20 protein-coding genes are annotated in these 16,231 nt (G+C 38.6%); 12 read left to right on the top strand and 8 right to left on the bottom strand.

Going from position 1 to position 16,231, the window contains the following annotated elements:
- Positions 1 to 172: 172 nt before the first annotated feature.
- Positions 173 to 1,060, bottom strand: coding sequence for an energy transducer TonB (locus F948_RS01460; RefSeq protein ID WP_004958893.1), 888 nt, complete (start codon positions 1,058 to 1,060; stop codon positions 173 to 175).
- Positions 1,061 to 1,304: 244 nt separating this feature from the next.
- Between F948_RS01460 and F948_RS01455 the strand changes: the two genes are divergently transcribed.
- The 8 genes from F948_RS01455 to msrA all read left to right on the top strand — a co-directional run bounded on the left by F948_RS01455 (position 1,305) and on the right by msrA (position 7,337).
- Positions 1,305 to 1,982, top strand: coding sequence for a hypothetical protein (locus tag F948_RS01455; protein WP_004958891.1), 678 nt, complete (start codon positions 1,305 to 1,307; stop codon positions 1,980 to 1,982).
- Positions 1,983 to 2,177: 195 nt separating this feature from the next.
- The gene (locus tag F948_RS01450; protein WP_004916473.1) at positions 2,178 to 2,894 is read left to right on the top strand and encodes a DUF3108 domain-containing protein; all 717 of its coding nucleotides are present in this window, start codon (positions 2,178 to 2,180) and stop codon (positions 2,892 to 2,894) included.
- Between the two features lie 88 nt (positions 2,895 to 2,982).
- Positions 2,983 to 3,558, top strand: coding sequence for a xanthine phosphoribosyltransferase (locus tag F948_RS01445; RefSeq protein ID WP_004916475.1), 576 nt, complete (start codon positions 2,983 to 2,985; stop codon positions 3,556 to 3,558).
- A gap of 159 nt (positions 3,559 to 3,717) precedes the next feature.
- The gene (thyA, locus tag F948_RS01440; RefSeq protein ID WP_004958886.1) at positions 3,718 to 4,560 is read left to right on the top strand and encodes a thymidylate synthase; all 843 of its coding nucleotides are present in this window, start codon (positions 3,718 to 3,720) and stop codon (positions 4,558 to 4,560) included.
- A gap of 20 nt (positions 4,561 to 4,580) precedes the next feature.
- A complete protein-coding gene (locus F948_RS01435; protein ID WP_004958883.1) occupies positions 4,581 to 5,090 on the top strand; it encodes a dihydrofolate reductase in 510 nt (169 codons plus the stop codon).
- Between the two features lie 20 nt (positions 5,091 to 5,110).
- Positions 5,111 to 6,166, top strand: a complete 1,056-nt coding sequence (locus F948_RS01430; protein WP_004958878.1) for an Lnb N-terminal periplasmic domain-containing protein — start codon at positions 5,111 to 5,113, stop codon at positions 6,164 to 6,166.
- A 90-nt stretch (positions 6,167 to 6,256) separates the two neighbouring features.
- On the top strand, positions 6,257 to 6,703 hold the full coding sequence (locus tag F948_RS01425) for an META domain-containing protein (RefSeq protein WP_004958875.1): 447 nt from the start codon (positions 6,257 to 6,259) through the stop codon (positions 6,701 to 6,703).
- 109 nt (positions 6,704 to 6,812) lie between these two features.
- Positions 6,813 to 7,337, top strand: coding sequence for a peptide-methionine (S)-S-oxide reductase MsrA (gene msrA / locus F948_RS01420; RefSeq protein WP_004916488.1), 525 nt, complete (start codon positions 6,813 to 6,815; stop codon positions 7,335 to 7,337).
- 49 nt (positions 7,338 to 7,386) lie between these two features.
- On the opposite strand, the gene F948_RS01415 is transcribed toward msrA, so the two are convergent.
- From F948_RS01415 to F948_RS01395, 5 genes are all read right to left on the bottom strand, one after another.
- Positions 7,387 to 7,791, bottom strand: coding sequence for an ExbD/TolR family protein (locus tag F948_RS01415; RefSeq protein ID WP_004916491.1), 405 nt, complete (start codon positions 7,789 to 7,791; stop codon positions 7,387 to 7,389).
- A 1-nt stretch (position 7,792) separates the two neighbouring features.
- Complete coding sequence (locus F948_RS01410; RefSeq protein WP_004958871.1) at positions 7,793 to 8,413, bottom strand: MotA/TolQ/ExbB proton channel family protein; 621 nt, start codon at positions 8,411 to 8,413, stop codon at positions 7,793 to 7,795.
- Positions 8,414 to 8,455: 42 nt separating this feature from the next.
- A complete protein-coding gene (locus F948_RS01405) occupies positions 8,456 to 9,214 on the bottom strand; it encodes an energy transducer TonB (protein WP_004958868.1) in 759 nt (252 codons plus the stop codon).
- Between the two features lie 233 nt (positions 9,215 to 9,447).
- Complete coding sequence (purU, locus tag F948_RS01400; RefSeq protein ID WP_004916496.1) at positions 9,448 to 10,314, bottom strand: formyltetrahydrofolate deformylase; 867 nt, start codon at positions 10,312 to 10,314, stop codon at positions 9,448 to 9,450.
- Between the two features lie 82 nt (positions 10,315 to 10,396).
- Positions 10,397 to 11,098 carry a TetR/AcrR family transcriptional regulator gene (locus tag F948_RS01395; RefSeq protein WP_004957766.1) on the bottom strand — a complete coding sequence of 234 codons (702 nt, stop codon included), beginning with the start codon at positions 11,096 to 11,098 and terminating at the stop codon, positions 10,397 to 10,399.
- A gap of 121 nt (positions 11,099 to 11,219) precedes the next feature.
- Here F948_RS01395 and F948_RS01390 point away from each other — a divergent pair, with 121 nt between their 5' ends.
- From F948_RS01390 to F948_RS01375, 4 genes are all read left to right on the top strand, one after another.
- Positions 11,220 to 12,674: a coniferyl aldehyde dehydrogenase gene (locus F948_RS01390; RefSeq protein ID WP_004958865.1), complete on the top strand. Its 1,455-nt coding sequence runs from the start codon at positions 11,220 to 11,222 to the stop codon at positions 12,672 to 12,674.
- A gap of 168 nt (positions 12,675 to 12,842) precedes the next feature.
- Entirely contained in the window at positions 12,843 to 13,079 is a 237-nt protein-coding gene (gene rpmB, locus F948_RS01385) for a 50S ribosomal protein L28 (RefSeq protein WP_004649871.1), read from the top strand.
- Between the two features lie 12 nt (positions 13,080 to 13,091).
- Positions 13,092 to 13,247, top strand: coding sequence for a 50S ribosomal protein L33 (gene rpmG, locus F948_RS01380; RefSeq protein ID WP_003654787.1), 156 nt, complete (start codon positions 13,092 to 13,094; stop codon positions 13,245 to 13,247).
- A gap of 262 nt (positions 13,248 to 13,509) precedes the next feature.
- A complete protein-coding gene (locus F948_RS01375) occupies positions 13,510 to 15,225 on the top strand; it encodes a cation:proton antiporter (protein WP_004958860.1) in 1,716 nt (571 codons plus the stop codon).
- A gap of 47 nt (positions 15,226 to 15,272) precedes the next feature.
- Here the strand turns inward: F948_RS01375 and F948_RS01370 are convergent, their stop codons facing one another.
- Positions 15,273 to 15,551 carry a hypothetical protein gene (locus F948_RS01370; RefSeq protein WP_004916505.1) on the bottom strand — a complete coding sequence of 93 codons (279 nt, stop codon included), beginning with the start codon at positions 15,549 to 15,551 and terminating at the stop codon, positions 15,273 to 15,275.
- A 116-nt stretch (positions 15,552 to 15,667) separates the two neighbouring features.
- Positions 15,668 to 16,171, bottom strand: coding sequence for a DUF6586 family protein (locus F948_RS01365; RefSeq protein WP_004916508.1), 504 nt, complete (start codon positions 16,169 to 16,171; stop codon positions 15,668 to 15,670).
- Positions 16,172 to 16,231: the final 60 nt, after the last annotated feature.

Below are 16,231 nucleotides of genomic sequence, written 5' to 3'. Positions count from 1 at the left end.
GCGCATACAAAACAATTAAAATACAATGCAAATGATAATTATTTTTATTATCAATTCAAGTTTTATTTATGAAATGTAATAGAGTGTTGTAAAAAAAGAAAAATGAATAACAATAAAAAAAGCTATCTAATTGTAATTAAATAGCTTTTGATAAATGATTTATTTTTTAAAATCAATGCACTTCAAACTCAGCATCCACGGGATCAAAACGCCAAGTCCGAATGATACGTAATTCAGAAATATCCTTCTTCATCGTTGAATCAAATGCACCAAAAGGGGCTCCACGGCGCACTGAAGCCTTAGCTGCTTCATCTAAAATAGAATGTCCCGAACTCTCAATTAAACGAATTGCACGTATCCCACCCTGTGAGTTCAGAATAACCATTAATCTAACTTCACCCGATAACCTCTGTTGTTTAGCAGCATCTGGGTAATAGCGATTTCCATAAAGTTCAACTTTTTGGCGGAATTTATCTAGATACGCAGCAGAAGCATCCTGTTTAGCTTGAATACCATCTACCGTTTTAATCCGTTGTTTACGGCTAAAATTTTGTTGTCGTTGTAAATACTGAGCTTCAAGACTAGCAACCATGGCAGCTTTTGCTTGGAACTGACTTTGTAAATCCTCTAAGGCTTTTTTACGCTCGCTTTGTTCTGCCTGTTTCTGCCAGCTTAATACGGTCATTAAAACTTTTTCTTCAAATTTTAACTCGCGCTTTTGCTGAATTTTTTCTAAGCTTTCAAACTCAGTTTCACCAGTAGTCGCATCCGCCTGCATCGGTGAAGGCATATCACTCGACATGCGATGTGCTTCTCGAAACTCACCTGAACCCTTTTGATCGGCTTGAGCGAGAAAATCAGCATTTTCTACTTTATCAGTACTAGGGCGAATAGCAACTGCGATTTCCTTTGTGGAGGTATCGGATGGAGTTGGCATAGCAAACTGTACCGCAAGCACAGCCAAATGCAGAAGCAATGCTAAAATCACAGCCCCTACAAAAATTGAGTCTTGCCACCAATGAGATGACAACTCCGAACGAAAATTTATTTTATTCCACATGGCATCTTAGCGGCAAAAATTGCCTCATCCCCAACGGCAAAGCCGTATAAAAAGCCGAATCAGTATTCAAAATTTTACAAAAATATGATCCACTTATAGTTACAGTGTATCCATAACATCATTTTATGAAAATGTAGCAATTAATTTTGCTACACTGCAAGTCAGAAATTTATTTTTATTTTTTAGTTATTACAAAGATCGTGGCATTGCTATCTAAAACAATTCACTTTCTGGAACAACTTTTATGCAAACGCTAATTTCATCTGTTGTTAAACGTCTACGTAAAGTTTACCAAAAAGCCGAAGAATTCATCGAAGAAGAGAGAGATTTTTCGCTTTCACAAGTATTTGTGAACGCGACGATGGAGCGTTATGTCACCGAAAAAGTTAAAATCATTAAAGACCTGCATGCTGATTTATATGATGGTTGGTTAAGACTGTACTCGACGATAGACGTCAAAGGTCTGCATACTACCCTTTCTGTTGATTTAAAGCTGTTGCAGATGGAAATGAATAAAGATGTTCAACTTATGGTTTTTGAGCAAATCAGTAACACTCAAGTGATTGAAGCGAGTTTCAAAAACATTTTCCAAAAATGGGGCTTTCATCTTGCGATTTGGTATTACCAAAAGTTTCGTGAGGAAGATCCTTTAGGGAAAATTTTAGAACACTTTGAAGTCGTAACCGTAAAAGATGATTTACTTTATCTAGATTTAAATCGCTGGTTTAGTAAAAAGCCAAGTATTATTGAGACCCTGAGTAAGGTGCATGTAAATCGTGCACGTGTCCGACCAGCAGAATTAATTGTTTGGGGAAATGTGAATCTTACAGCGATCCTCTCCCCATCCAATGAATTTGATGAGGAAGATGATTTAGATATTAGCGAAGTTACCCCAATCCAGCAAAAAGACTCAAAAAGATAATTCCAAACATCCTGTGGCAGCATGTTATTTATACTCTGCCACAGAAATCTCCAACTTCATGATTAATACGAAAAATTAACAAGCGCTTAGTAAAAAACCTGATCTTTTCTTCATAATCTACAGGCATAATAACAACAAATCGTAATGATATCTGGATGATCCCATCAAATGCTCATCCAAAGGACACAAAATGCTATGACAAACAAATTTACTAAGTTTTTGAGTATTGCAACGGTAACTTCTGCAACACTTGCTTGTGCAAGCTTCTTTAGCCATGCCTATGCAATGGCGCCATTCCAAGCGAGCTATCAATTTAGTTATAACAACAAGAATTTAGGTTCAGCAACACGTACATTATCTCAGCAAGGCAACAACTGGACATATAAATTTGTTGCTAAAGCGGGTGGTATTGCTTCTGCATCTGAAACCAGTCAGTTTGCTTTCTCAGATAACAAAATCACTTCACAAAAGTTCAGTCGCACCAGTAAAATTTTAGTGCACAACAACACGATGAATATTAACTTCAATCCAAGTGCTAAAGTGATTAACACCCAAAAAGATGACAAGAAACGTTCTTTTGCTTGGCAAGCTGGTGTTTTGGACGAGTTAAATGCTGAGTTACAAGTTCGTGAAGATTTAAAAAACGGCAATACCTTACAACCACGTTATTATATTTCGGATGCGAAAGGTGTCGATGAGCGACGTTTTATTAAACAAGGTACTGAAAGTATTAAAACCAGTTATGGAACATTTAATACGATCAAAGTCGTATTACAACACAGCAAACCTGAACGAAATACCGTATTTTGGTTAGCTCCAAAATTAGATTATCTTCCTGTAAAAGTGACACATAATGATGGTAAATCATCCTATGGACTATTATTGACTGGCTATTCGGGTAAAACCAATTAACCATCTGGTCAATTTTAGCTTGCAATTTTTTGGATGCTTTTTAAAATATGCCTTTGCTTGAAAAAGCATCCGTTTAGAGGATTCTCCCGTGTACGCTTTAGAACAGAAAATCTTAAATGAAGGTATCGTTCTATCTGATCAAGTATTGAAAGTTGACGCTTTCTTAAATCACCAAATCGATCCTGTGTTAATGCAACAGATTGGTAAAGAGTTTGCTGCGCGTTTTAAAGATGCAGGCATTACTAAGATTATTACCATTGAAGCATCTGGGATTGCACCTGCGATTATGGCAGGTTTAGAGCTTGGTGTTCCTGTGATTTTTGCTCGTAAATACCAGTCATTGACTTTAAAAGATGATCTTTATCGTTCTAAAGTGTTCTCATTCACTAAGCAGACTGAAAGTACAATTGCTATTTCAAACAAGCATCTTAATTCAACTGATAAAGCGTTGGTTATTGATGACTTCTTGGCGAATGGTCAAGCTGCATTAGGTTTAATCGATCTTATTCATCAAGCAAATGCTGAAGTTGTAGGCGTGGGTATCGTGATTGAAAAATCATTCCAACCAGGTCGAGACGTATTACTTGAAAAAGGTTATCGCGTGGAATCCTTAGCACGTGTTAAATCCCTTGCTGATGGCAAAGTAACCTTTGTTACTGAATAAAGATGACCAGAAACAAAGAGCGCTTATAGAGCGCTCTTTGTATTTTTAAAGAATAGAAATATTATAAGCAGGAATAATCAAGTATCATTCCCTATCAAAGATGTTGAGCAGATTAAGCTGTTTTAACATGTAAGTTCACAAACGATTTTAGAGAGCGTTATGCGTACATATTTAGACCTTTTACAACATATCCTAGACAATGGCGGTGACAAGGGTGACCGTACAGGTACAGGTACACGTTCAGTATTTGGTCATCAAATGCGTTTTGATCTTTCTAAAGGTTTTCCATTACTAACCACTAAGAAAGTTCACTTTCGTTCAATTGTAATTGAGCTTCTTTGGTTCCTCAAAGGTGATACTAACGTTCAATATCTCAAAGACAATAAAGTCACTATTTGGGATGAATGGGCAACTGCTGAGCAAACTGCTCGCTTCGGTCGACCTGAAGGTGAGCTTGGTCCTGTATATGGGCATCAGTGGCGTAACTTTGGTGCTACTCAAAATGAAGATGGTAGTTACCAACAAAATGGTTTTGACCAAATTAAATGGCTCGTCAATGAAATCAAAACCAATCCGAATTCACGTCGCTTAATCGTTTCGGGCTGGAATCCAAATGAGGCAGGTAAGGTTGCTTTACCACCTTGTCATACCCTGTTCCAATTTTTTGTGCATGATAACAAACTCTCTTGCCAACTTTATCAACGTAGTGCAGATGTATTTTTAGGTGTGCCATTTAATATTGCTAGCTATGCCCTACTCACCCATATGATTGCTCAAGTCTGTGGTTTAGATGTTGGGGACTTTGTTTGGACTGGTGGTGATACACACTTATATACAAACCACTTTGAGCAAGCCAAATTACAACTTACTCGTGAACCGTTACCGTTATGTCAGTTAAAGCTCAATCCTGATGTCAAAGATATTTTCGACTTTAAGTTTGAAGACATCGAAATCGTAGGATACGAATCACATCCAGCAATTAAAGCACCTGTAGCAGTTTAACGATAAGTGAGATCAAGAAAATGGCATGGCAAGGTATCGAAGTTGTTCACGTTGTCGCAATGGATAAGAACAACTGTATCGGCAAAGGCAATGCATTGCCTTGGCATATCTCTGCCGATCTAAAACATTTCAAAGCGATTACTCAAGGTGGCGTTGTCATCATGGGTCGTAAAACTTTAGAGTCTATGGGTCGCGCGCTACCTAATCGTGTGAATTGGGTGATTACTCGTGATCCATTATGGCAATTTGAAGGTGTAAAGGTCGCTTATAGCATTGAAGATGCCTTGAATGAAGCACTTACAGACGTACAACATTCTGAAAAAGCGTCTGTATTTATTATTGGTGGTGGAGAGATTTTCACTCAAACCCTCAACATCGCTGATCGTCTAGAATTGACTCATGTTGATTTAGATGTACAAGGTGATGCACATTACCCGAAAATCTCTGAGGATTTCCAAAAAGTAAACTCAGAACATCATCAAGATGAAAAATCGCTGGTTAAGTTTGAGTTTGCGACCTATCAAAAATAAATAATGGATCGCACAGGACTATGCAGAATATTGGATCACGTGAGTTTTTTCTCGCTTTAGGAATAGGTCTGCTCCATAGTCTTTTCACCTTATTTGTGGTCCTGTCTAGCGTGTGGTTATGTCTTGCACTTTGGATCCAACAGCCTCTTGGTTCAGTCTTCAGTCGTATTGTGATTGTGGTCTGGACCATTTTTGCTTTAAGTCTAATTGGTGTATACGTTAGTGGTCATCTTTTCAGCCGTCGCACAGATATCATTATTTACTGCCTTGCATTTGCTTGTTCATTGATCTGGTATTTTTCCATTCAAGCGAAACAAGACCGCGAATGGGATCCTGAAGTTGCACAGCAGCTTTACTATGAAAAACAAGGTGATCTTGTCCATTTGCATAATATTCGGAACTTTAGCTGGCATACAGATGGAACCTATGAAATACACTGGGAAGATCGCAAAATAGATTTAAATAAAATCACAGGTGTTAATGTCATTACTTCCTACTGGATGGGTCCACAGATTGCACACACCCTAGTAAGTTTTGATTTTTCAGATCAAAAACCTCTGGTTTTCTCAATTGAAATCCGAAAAGAAAAAGGCGAAGAATTCTCTGCTGTGGGAGGTTTTTTTCGAAAATATGAACTTAGCCTAGTTGCATCAGATGAAAAAGATATTGTGTATACACGCAGTAACGTTCGTCATGAGCAAGTGTATTTATTTCCAATCAAAATGCCCGCAGATCAACGTAAGGCATTATTTATAGAGTATTTACATAAGGCAGATGAATTACGAGCAGAAGCAAAATGGTACAATACTTTAACCAGTAACTGTACTACGCTGGTATTTGATATGGCTCAAGCAATTAATCCCCAACAATTACCTAAAGATTATCGATTGCTTGCCTCTGGATACTTACCTAATTATTTATATGATCTCGAAGTGCTCAACCAAAATTACAGCTTAAAAGATTGGTATCGTTTAACACATATTAATCCTCGTGCTGAGCAATTTGATCAACAAATGGATCAAAGTAGTGAAAATTTCTCAAAAATAATCCGTTTAGGTATTCCAACAGCAGATTAGATTACATACCGACACGAAATCCACAGCCATTCTTCATTTTTTCAATTCGTAATTAAAATAAAATATTCACATGAATGAGGAAATAAAATCATGTTAAAACCATTTCTCATCAGCCTAGGTTTAGCAACTACAGCCATCGTGAATGCATGCGCTACGACAACATCATTAAACTCAACTCAAACGCTTGATCATAGCACTTGGGTTGCAACACAAATTCAAGGCACACAACTTGCTTCAAGTAATAACCCTCATAGCCCACATATTCAATTTGAAAGTTCAACTCAAAGCTTTAGTGGATCAGATGGTTGCAACCGAATTCGCGGTTCATTTAAAACTGAAAATAATCAATTAAAACTTGGACCTGTCATGTCAACCAAAATGGCTTGTATAGGCGATAATGCTGCTATTTCACGCCAATATTTAGATGCTTTATCGCAAACACAACGTTACAGTTTGAAGGCGAATACTTTGCAACTACTCGATCAATCTGGAAAGGTACTGATTCAATTTAACTCATCAGCGCACATACACCATTAAATCTAATTCACCCCATAAAAAGTACAGACTTAACTGACTCTTAGGGCTTTACTTTTTTTTGGGTTCGTTTACTTTAGTAGCATTCTTAAAATAAAAATTGGGGAGTTACATGCAACAAGCTTTATTTGGCGGTGGTTGTTTTTGGTGTGTAGAAGCTGTTTTTCTACAACTTAAAGGTGTTGAAAAAGTCGTGAGTGGCTACGCCGGTGGTCATATTGCAAACCCAAGTTATGAACAAGTATGCCAAGGTGATACTCAACATGCTGAAGTCGTGCAAATTGACTTTGATGAACAGCAAATCAGTTATAGTGATTTATTAAATGTATTTTTTGCCACACATGATCCAACAACATTAAATCGTCAAGGGAATGATATTGGTACGCAATATCGCTCTGTCATCTATTATTTTAATGATGATCAAAAAGCACAAGCGCAGCAAATGATTGAAAACCTAATCAGTGAGGGTTTAAATATTGTTACAGAGCTAAGCCCCGTGCCAACGTTCTACCCAGCTGAAGATTATCATCAAAATTTTTATGCGCGCAATCCTTCACAAGGTTACTGCAATTTTAGCATTCCCCCAAAGCTCTCTAAACTACGCTGTAAGTTTACTGAGCTTCTTAAAACAGAATAGACATAAAAAAAGCAACTCGATGAGTTGCTTTTTTAAATCCTAAATCATTTTAATTTTCACTGACAAAGGCAATATCACTCAAACCTGCTTCACTAGCACGCGACATCACCTGAGCAACCGTATCATATTTCGACTCTTTATCTGCACGCAGTTGAACCGTAGGTTTTTGTTCAGCCTGCCCCGCTTCTTGGAAGCGCTTTTCTAGCTCTTCTAAACTTATTATCTGAGCATCCCAAGCAACTTCGCCATTTTGATTAATGCTAATGGTGATGGCTTTCGGCGGTGGATCAATAATTTCAGCCGTGGTTTTTGGCAAGCTTAATGGAATTGATGGGTTAGCAACCGTTGCTGTGACTAAGAAAATAATCATCAATACCAACATAATGTCGATCAGAGGAATGAGATTCATCTCATTCATACCACTGTCGTGGTCTTCACCCAATTGGAAACCCATTTTAAGCTTGACCTCCAACTAAACTTTGTTGAGTCGCTTTAGCTTCGGTTTTCGTCGTGCTTTCTTGTTGCAACATCGTATCGATCAATAAACTATGTGCCTGATCTTGTAAGTCATGTGCTAAACCACGATTGAAACGTACACAGATGTTATAAGCAAGTACCGCAGGAATTGCAACTGCAAGACCAAGACCCGTCATAATCAATGCCTCACCCACTGGTGTTGCTACTTGAGCTAAACCTGCTTGACCGCTCTTACCGACAGCAACAAGCGCGTGGAAGATTCCCCAGACTGTACCAAACAAACCAACGAATGGTGCGATCGAAGCAATGGTACCCAATACAGATACGCCCTTTTCCGCTTGAGACTTTTCAGCAGAAATTTGACGCAACAATGCTTGCTCAGCAACCGCTTTACGTTGTTCAAACGTCAATGGTTGTAGTTTAGATTTGAGCGACGTCAAAGCTTGAGCAAGTTGAGCATAAGCCTGTTGTTTTAATTGGCGAGTTCCCATTAAACGTAGAATAAAAATCGTCCACGTTGCAATCGACATTGCTAAAAGGATGAAATACAGAGTTTTACTTACTGCATCTGCATGTTGCCAATAAACTGAAAAGTTCATATACGAACTCCTGATTTAATCTGTCACAAGGACTCAAATTGATTAAGGATTAAACTCAAACGGTTGCTCTGTTTTAATCGGGTAAGCAACGCCATTTTCCATATACGGTTTAAATTTAGCATTTCGCACTGCACGTAATGCTTTTTCATCTAAATTCGGTAAGCCACTACTACGGGTAATACGTGCCGTAGTCACTCGACCTTTCTCATCAGCTTCAATATACACCGTAATCAAACGAGTCTGATTTTCTAAATCTCTCGGGGTAAATGAAACTTTTGGCGAACGGCTCCATTGAATACCAGCACCTCCAATTGAAACACGTTTTGGTGATGGGTCAGCCGCAGGTTGTGGTTTCACAACTTCTTGAACAGGTTGAGACTTTTCAACCACTTTTTCTGTTACGACAGTACTGACAACTTTCGTTTCAATCTTAGGTTCGACTTTCGGTTCTGTTTTCTGAATCACTTGTTTTGGTGTTTCAGTTTTGACTTGCTGAACTTTTTCAACTTTTTTAGGCGGTGGAGGTAAAGGTTTATCAACAACCTTGACTTCTTTCACCTCTTTTTTAGGTTCAGGTTTTGGTTGTTCTTTCGGTTTAGGTAATTCAGGCTGTGTGACTTCTTTAATTTTAACAAACTTTACTTTTAAAGGCTCTTTTTCGATTGGTCGCAGTTCAATCGTTTTCATGTGACTCACCGCCCACAAAACGCCAGCGTGTCCAATCACAACTGCAACAAGAGCAGCGATGACTTTCTTTTTCATCGAATAAGGTGCGTTGAATGTAGCAGGAGATTGACTCATAAGAATCTAAGTACCTAATAGATGATGATACTTTCGAAAAAGCGATTTCAATCATCGGATAGAACAATAAAAGTGCCGTAATAATAAATGAGAAGTGTTTTCATTTGCAACTATTTTTTTGTGAATCTGCCGATTAGTTCACAACAAGTCACCGACAAAACCAATGTTATAACATTACAATAAATACATAAAAAAAAGCACGCGTTTATGCATGCTTTATTTTTTTAATTTATTTATTGAAAAACAACGGTTTTGTTGCCATCAACAATAATACGGTCTTCTAAATGCCATTTGACCGCACGTGCCAACACGTTACGTTCAACGTCTTCACCAAGCTCACGTAATTGTTCGACGTTATAATCATGGCTTACACGTTCAACGTCCTGCTCAATGATTGGTCCCTGATCAAGATCAGCTGTGACATAATGCGCAGTTGCTCCAATCAGTTTCACCCCTTTCTCATATGCTTGTTTATATGGGTTTGCACCCACGAAAGCAGGTAAGAATGAATGATGAATATTGATAATCTTCATTTCCCATTGAGCAACAAAATCTTCGCTTAAGATCTGCATATAACGGGCTAAGATTAATAAATCGTTGCCCTGCATCATGTCATTGATCTGTGCATAAGCTTCAACTTTATTGTCTTTATTCACTGGCACAACGTGAAATGGGATACCAAAGTTTTCAACAGCATCACGCAAATCAGGATGGTTTGAAATGACTTGAGTAATTTCACATGGCAATGATCCACGTGCATGACGCCATAAAAGCTCTAATAAAGCATGATCAACTTTTGAAACCAAAATACCAACTTTCTTCAATTCATTTACAAAAGTCAGTTTCCACTGCATTTCATAACGTTCAGCAACGTTAGCAGCAAACGTTTGCATCAAGGCTTCTTTACGAGATTGCAAATGATCCAGTTCAAATTCAACACGCATAAAATAACGTCCGCCCTGAGCTTCTGTCGCGTATTGATCAAGTGCGGTAATGTTTGCTCCCTGATGATACAAAAAGCTCGATACAGCTTGCACGATTCCCGGCTTGTCTTCACAAGTAATCAGTAAACGTGCTGTATTGGCAGTGGTCGTGTTCATGTGGTTAATATCACTTATTCAAATCAAATTAAAAATCAAGCCGAGCATTCTAGCTCTTTTTTGCGTCTGACTAAATACCTGATCACGACTCATCGTCATTTTTAAGGTTGGATAAACTTGCAAACAAATCGGATGGACCAAGTGACTGGAGCAACTGTTCATAAGTTTGACGACTTTCACCCATTAAATATGGTCCTTCTAAAAACACCATCTGTCTCAATGCTTGCCAAACCCACTTTTCTTCTAAGTGTGTGTTATCACTGATATGCCCAGACATGTACAAGAAGTTAGTCCAGTTGGTAAGAACGATCCACAAGTTAATAATCAATGCCTCAATTTCAGAATCGGTCATCTTCATCAGACCAGCATCCACAAAGGCACGATAAATCTTTTGCCCTTGCTGCATCACTTGCCCAGCAAATCGCGGGTAGATTTTTCTAAAGTCTTCGTTATTTTCTACAAGATGATAAACATCACGATGAATAAAGCGATAAGCCCAAAGTTGGTTGCTCAACACCTGAAAATAACTAATTTTATCGTTTGCATTGAGTGGACGATCAACGGGTAAGGCTAACATTTCCAATGTCTCAGCCTGATATTGCTGAGCCAACTCTTTGATAATTTCTTGTTTATTACGAAAGTGATAATACAAGTTGCCAGGGCTAATCCCCAGCTCAGCCGCAATATGATTGGTTGTAACCGAACGCTCTCCACGCTCATTAAACAACTGCAAACTGATTTGCAAAATTCTATCTTTAGTTTTGTTCGGTTTAGCGTGCGACATCGTTTTTAACCATCTATAACATTATCAATAGGTTATAAAGCAAACTCATAAAGCGACTTGACACTTTAGAGTATTTACTCTAAAAATTAAAAAATAATAAGCTTTATTTTGGTCCACTCCTATGAACAGTCAAACAAAAACAACCGTTATGACACCTCATGTTGATGTAAAACGGCTACATGATTTGCTTGATCAGCAAAAAGTAGCTTACCAACGCCATCCTGTGCCAAGTGCCAAAGAACGTATTGAACGTTTGGCTCGACTTAAAAATATCTTGGTAAAATATCAAGATCAATTTGCTAACGCAATTAATCAAGATTATGGCAATCGTGCGGTAATGGAAACCAAAATTGGTGAAGTTCTTACATGTTTGGAACACATCAAATATTACAGCAAGAATTTAACAGAATGGATGAAACCATCTAAGCGTCATATCAGCATGTTACACCAACCAGCAAAAGGTTGGGTAGAATATCAACCATTGGGCGTGATCGGTGTTATTGCGCCATGGAACTACCCATTATTGCTTTCAGTTGGTCCTTTGATTTGTGCATTGGCAGCGGGTAACCATGCCATGATCAAAATCTCAAGTGCATCATCAAACTTTGGTTATGTTCTTGAAAATGCTTTAGCAGAGGCATTTCCACAAGAGTTGGTTGCTGTTGTAAATGGTGGCGGTGTTATTTCTGATGCTTTCAGCCATCTACCATTTGATAAAATGATTTTCACAGGTTCTACGTCTGTTGGTAAAACAGTGATGGCGGCTGCAGCTGAAAATCTAGTTCCTGTGATATTGGAACTTGGCGGTAAATCACCGGCTCTTGTTCATTCAGCAATGAACATTCGTGATGTAGCTCAACGTATCGCTGTTGGTAAACTTTGGAATGCGGGTCAAACTTGTGTTGCTCCAGACTATATATTCTTACCTAAGGGCAAGACTGAAGACTTTACAAAGCACTATAACGACTTTGTAAATACAATGTACCCAAACCTTCGTGATAATAAAGATTACACCTCTATTATCAATGACAAGCAGTACAATCGTCTGCAAAGCTACTTAGAAGATGCACGTGACCAAGGCGCAACAATTGTTGAGTTGAATACGAAAAATGAATCTTTAACTGACGTTCGCAAGATTGCTCCAACATTGGTTACTGGTGTAACAACTGAAATGCAAATCATGAAGAATGAAATCTTCGGTCCAATCTTACCTGTTCTAGAATATGAACATATTGAAGATGCGATTCAGTTCATCAATAACCATCCACGTCCATTGGCATTCTATTATTTTGATATTGATAGTGCTCGTGCTGAATACGTAGCAAGTCGCACGCACTCTGGGCATTTTGGTATTAACCAAACACTGACCCACGTTGCACAGGATGATCTTCCATTTGGTGGCGTTGGTGCATCAGGTATGGGCAAATATCATGGTAAAGAAGGTTTCTTTAGCTTCTCTCATGAACGTTCAGTCATGTCGAATCCTGTAAGCCCTAAACTTTATAGCTTGAAGTTCATCCTTCCACCGTATAATAAAGCGATGCATAAAGTGCTTTTAAAAACACTATTCCGCTAAGCTGATCAAGGCATGATCTATCACACTAGATCATGCCCTGTTTTTACCAAATTCGCTTGTCTTTTAATCGTATTTTTGGTATAAAACGCCCCTTGAATGATTTCATCCGTTTACTTGAATGGCTAGTTGCACGAAACGGTGCTGTATAAACTAGCAATGGAGTTCACCATGTCTAAGGTTTGCCAAGTTACCGGCAAGCGTCCTATCGTTGGTAACAACGTATCGCACGCAAACAACAAAACCAAACGCCGGTTCGAGCCGAACCTGCACCACCACCGTTTTTGGTTAGAAAGCGAAAAGCGTTTTGTACGTCTTCGTTTAACCACTAAAGGTATGCGTATTATTGATAAATTGGGTATCGAGAAAGTTGTTGCTGATCTCCGTGCTCAAGGTCAAAAGATCTAAGGAGTCTGAACAATGCGTGATAAGATTCGCCTCGTTTCTACAGCTGGTACAGGTTATTTCTATACCACTACTAAAAACAAACGTACTATGCCGGAAAAAATGGAAATCAAAAAATTTGATCCAAAAATCCGTCAACACGTAATTTTCAAAGAAGCTAAAATTAAATAATTTTAGTTCTTTAAAAAAAACGACTTCTCATGAAGTCGTTTTTTTTACTTTAAATTTCCTATCTTTTAAGATTTCTTTCTCTCACTGTATAAATGCGCTAGGCTTTAGAAAATGTTACAGCAATTTACATGATTTTTTTTGATAAATAAAAAAATTATCATCAACAAATTCGATTTTAATTGCTAAAATTTTAAGCTACTTGCTTTGGCATTTTTTATGCTTATTTTATTTTGACCTTAACCGCAACGATTAAGGAGCTTCGATGCCACATGATGTTGATTTAATTATATTACTTGCTGTTGGCTTTGGTATGGCTCTTATTTTTGGCTATATCGCAGCACGTTTACGCCTACCTCCTTTGATCGGTTATTTAATTGCGGGCATTATCATTAGCCCAAATACACCAGGTATCGTCGGTGACATTCATCTAGCCAACCAACTTGCAGAGCTAGGTGTGATGTTTTTGATGTTTGGTGTAGGAATGCACTTCTCCCTTAACGATCTATTACAAGTCCGTCGTATTGCTTTACCTGGGGCTATTCTTCAAATCGCTGTCGCTACCCTCTTAGGTATGGGAGTTTCAATGCTCTGGGGCTGGGGTTTTGGCTCAGCACTCATTTTTGGTTTAAGTCTTTCCTGTGCCAGTACGGTTGTATTATTAAAAGCCCTAGGGGATCGTGGTTTACTTGATTCTGTTAATGGAAAAATTGCTGTCGGTTGGCTATTGGTTGAAGACCTTGTCATGGTCTTGGCTTTAGTATTGTTACCTGCAACTGCGGTTTTACTGGGCGGGAATGCATTACCCAACACAGATCCATCTCAAAGTATTTGGGTCACGATTGGTATTACTTTACTAAAAGTCACAGGCTTTATTGCATTTATGTTGATCATCGGCAAACGACTTGTTCCGATGATCATGCAGTTTGTCGCTCGTTTGGGTTCTCGTGAGTTATTTACGCTTACTGTAGTTGCTGCAGCAGTCTCAATTGCATATGGCTCTTATGCTGTATTTGGCGTTTCTATGGCACTCGGTGCGTTCTTTGCGGGAATGGTGGTTAAAGAGTCTGACTTTAGCCATCGTGCTGAAGAAGAAACCCTTCCGCTACGTGAAATCTTTTCGATTCTATTTTTTGTTTCCGTTGGAATGCTCTTTGATCCAAGAATATTGGTCGAAGAACCACTCCATATCTTAGCTGTCGTCGCAATCATCATGGTCGGTAAAACATTAGCTGCCATGGCATTGGTTTTATTCTTCCGTTATCCAATCAATACTGCATTAACTGTCGGTGCAAGTTTGGCACAAATCGGAGAATTCTCTTTCATTTTAGCGACGCTAGGTTTAGCTCTAGGATTACTCACACCTGAGGCGCAAAATCTAATTCTTGCAGGTGCATTATTTTCAATTACACTTAATTCTTTTGTGTTTTCTGCAATTGAACCTGCGCAGCGTTGGATTCGTGAGCGCTCACATTTAGCCCGTCTACTAGAGCGTAGTGGTGACCCATTAGCAATGTTACCTGACGAAGTTGATCAATCCTATCTTCGTGATCAGGTGGTGATTATTGGCTATGGAGGTGTTGGACGTCGTATCAGTGAAAATCTGATTGAGCAGAACATCAAAGTCGTTATTGCTGAAGAAAATCGTGAGATTGTTGAGAAGTTACGTGCTAGTGGTATTGCAGCCGTGAGTGGTGAAGCCACTGAACCAAATGTATTGATCCAAGCGCATATTCAACATGCACGTTTATTGGTGATTTCACCCATGGATATCCTCGACATTCATCGAATTGTCGATATCTCAAAACAGCTAAATCCTGAGATACAGGTATTAATCTGTGCTGAGAGTAAGGAAGAAGCCGCTGTTATCCGCGAGGAAAATATTGGTGAGGTATTCTACGCAAAAGAAGAAATGGCAAAGAATATGAGCCATCATATTTTGAATCAAATCGAGCTTGCACATCAACCAAACGCTCATTGATTGTTTGGTCATATAAAAAAGCGTACTCAAGGTACGCTTTTTTATTATTAGCTTAAATGTTTAGGTTTTTCATCAACGACTTCGGCTTGCCACTGATTCATTTGTTTCTCTAATAAACCAAATAGAGCTGCTTGAATCATATGTTGTGCGACGAGAGGTGTTTGATCACCTAAGATCGCTTTCACTTCTTCACTGAACTGAATTTTTACAAGAGGTTCATTTTCTGAACCCGCATTACGTAAAGCAAGTTCACCACCTTCGAGTTGAACCAATTCAAGAATCGCTTCCTGACTACCAAATAATTCTTTTAACTGTTGCATAGACATCTATTTTCTCCATGATTCAACATGGTGGCAAAGCACCCTTGCACTTTACAATCTCACGTCTTACTTATATAGGTACGGCTTGATTAGATTTCAAGTCAGTAACGATCTTGCTGGAGTTAGAATTCAACCATTTCATTACGAAAACCATCGATCAAATGACTCAATTCACGATGCCATTCTCGGAGAATCTTTGAATCTGGCAACCACGCTTGAGGACTTTGAGTGACTTTAATAATCAGGTTTGAAGATGTTTCACTTTCTGGCTCAGGAGAAGTTGGTTCAGGCGCGTATTGGCACATGCGATAAGCACGTTTTAACTCAGCAATGAACCCATCTTTGGCCAATTGCTGCAATACAGCAACCTCTGGAGAAACTTGACCTTTATCAGCCATGTGTTCTTCAATTGATTTAAATGTTGGTTGCATATCATTGAGACGATAATAGCGAACCAACTCTTGAAGAAAAGCCAAAATTGCACCATGCAAATGAAAAACTGCTGCTTCGCGATGTGCCTGTGCTTGTTGGATATTGTCAGTTTGCTCCGCTTGTTGACATGCGAGACGAGCAAAATAGAGTTTTTGATTGGTACGATCGGCATGATAGCGAGCAACACGAGACATAATAAATCCCTATTTTCATTTAAAACGAAAACTGATTGTAAAGCGTATTGGAGATGAAAA

Origin of the sequence: Acinetobacter junii CIP 64.5 (assembly GCF_000368765.1) — a bacterium.
In the GTDB taxonomy this organism is placed as follows: Bacteria; Pseudomonadota; Gammaproteobacteria; order Pseudomonadales; family Moraxellaceae; genus Acinetobacter; species Acinetobacter junii.
This window is presented reverse-complemented; position numbering and strand designations above follow the sequence as displayed.

What these genes read in the sequence shown, in the direction of transcription:
- F948_RS01460 (WP_004958893.1), bottom strand. Translation starts at nt 1,060, where the DNA reads ATGTGGAATAAAATAAATTTTCGTTCGGAGTTGTCATCTCATTGGTGG.
- F948_RS01455 (WP_004958891.1), top strand. Translation starts at nt 1,305, where the DNA reads ATGCAAACGCTAATTTCATCTGTTGTTAAACGTCTACGTAAAGTTTAC.
- F948_RS01450 (WP_004916473.1), top strand. Translation starts at nt 2,178, where the DNA reads ATGACAAACAAATTTACTAAGTTTTTGAGTATTGCAACGGTAACTTCT.
- thyA (WP_004958886.1), top strand. Translation starts at nt 3,718, where the DNA reads ATGCGTACATATTTAGACCTTTTACAACATATCCTAGACAATGGCGGT.
- F948_RS01435 (WP_004958883.1), top strand. Translation starts at nt 4,581, where the DNA reads ATGGCATGGCAAGGTATCGAAGTTGTTCACGTTGTCGCAATGGATAAG.
- F948_RS01430 (WP_004958878.1), top strand. Translation starts at nt 5,111, where the DNA reads ATGCAGAATATTGGATCACGTGAGTTTTTTCTCGCTTTAGGAATAGGT.
- F948_RS01425 (WP_004958875.1), top strand. Translation starts at nt 6,257, where the DNA reads ATGTTAAAACCATTTCTCATCAGCCTAGGTTTAGCAACTACAGCCATC.
- msrA (WP_004916488.1), top strand. Translation starts at nt 6,813, where the DNA reads ATGCAACAAGCTTTATTTGGCGGTGGTTGTTTTTGGTGTGTAGAAGCT.
- F948_RS01415 (WP_004916491.1), bottom strand. Translation starts at nt 7,791, where the DNA reads ATGGGTTTCCAATTGGGTGAAGACCACGACAGTGGTATGAATGAGATG.
- F948_RS01410 (WP_004958871.1), bottom strand. Translation starts at nt 8,413, where the DNA reads ATGAACTTTTCAGTTTATTGGCAACATGCAGATGCAGTAAGTAAAACT.
- F948_RS01405 (WP_004958868.1), bottom strand. Translation starts at nt 9,214, where the DNA reads ATGAGTCAATCTCCTGCTACATTCAACGCACCTTATTCGATGAAAAAG.
- purU (WP_004916496.1), bottom strand. Translation starts at nt 10,314, where the DNA reads ATGAACACGACCACTGCCAATACAGCACGTTTACTGATTACTTGTGAA.
- F948_RS01395 (WP_004957766.1), bottom strand. Translation starts at nt 11,098, where the DNA reads ATGTCGCACGCTAAACCGAACAAAACTAAAGATAGAATTTTGCAAATC.
- F948_RS01390 (WP_004958865.1), top strand. Translation starts at nt 11,220, where the DNA reads ATGAACAGTCAAACAAAAACAACCGTTATGACACCTCATGTTGATGTA.
- rpmB (WP_004649871.1), top strand. Translation starts at nt 12,843, where the DNA reads ATGTCTAAGGTTTGCCAAGTTACCGGCAAGCGTCCTATCGTTGGTAAC.
- rpmG (WP_003654787.1), top strand. Translation starts at nt 13,092, where the DNA reads ATGCGTGATAAGATTCGCCTCGTTTCTACAGCTGGTACAGGTTATTTC.
- F948_RS01375 (WP_004958860.1), top strand. Translation starts at nt 13,510, where the DNA reads ATGCCACATGATGTTGATTTAATTATATTACTTGCTGTTGGCTTTGGT.
- F948_RS01370 (WP_004916505.1), bottom strand. Translation starts at nt 15,551, where the DNA reads ATGTCTATGCAACAGTTAAAAGAATTATTTGGTAGTCAGGAAGCGATT.
- F948_RS01365 (WP_004916508.1), bottom strand. Translation starts at nt 16,171, where the DNA reads ATGTCTCGTGTTGCTCGCTATCATGCCGATCGTACCAATCAAAAACTC.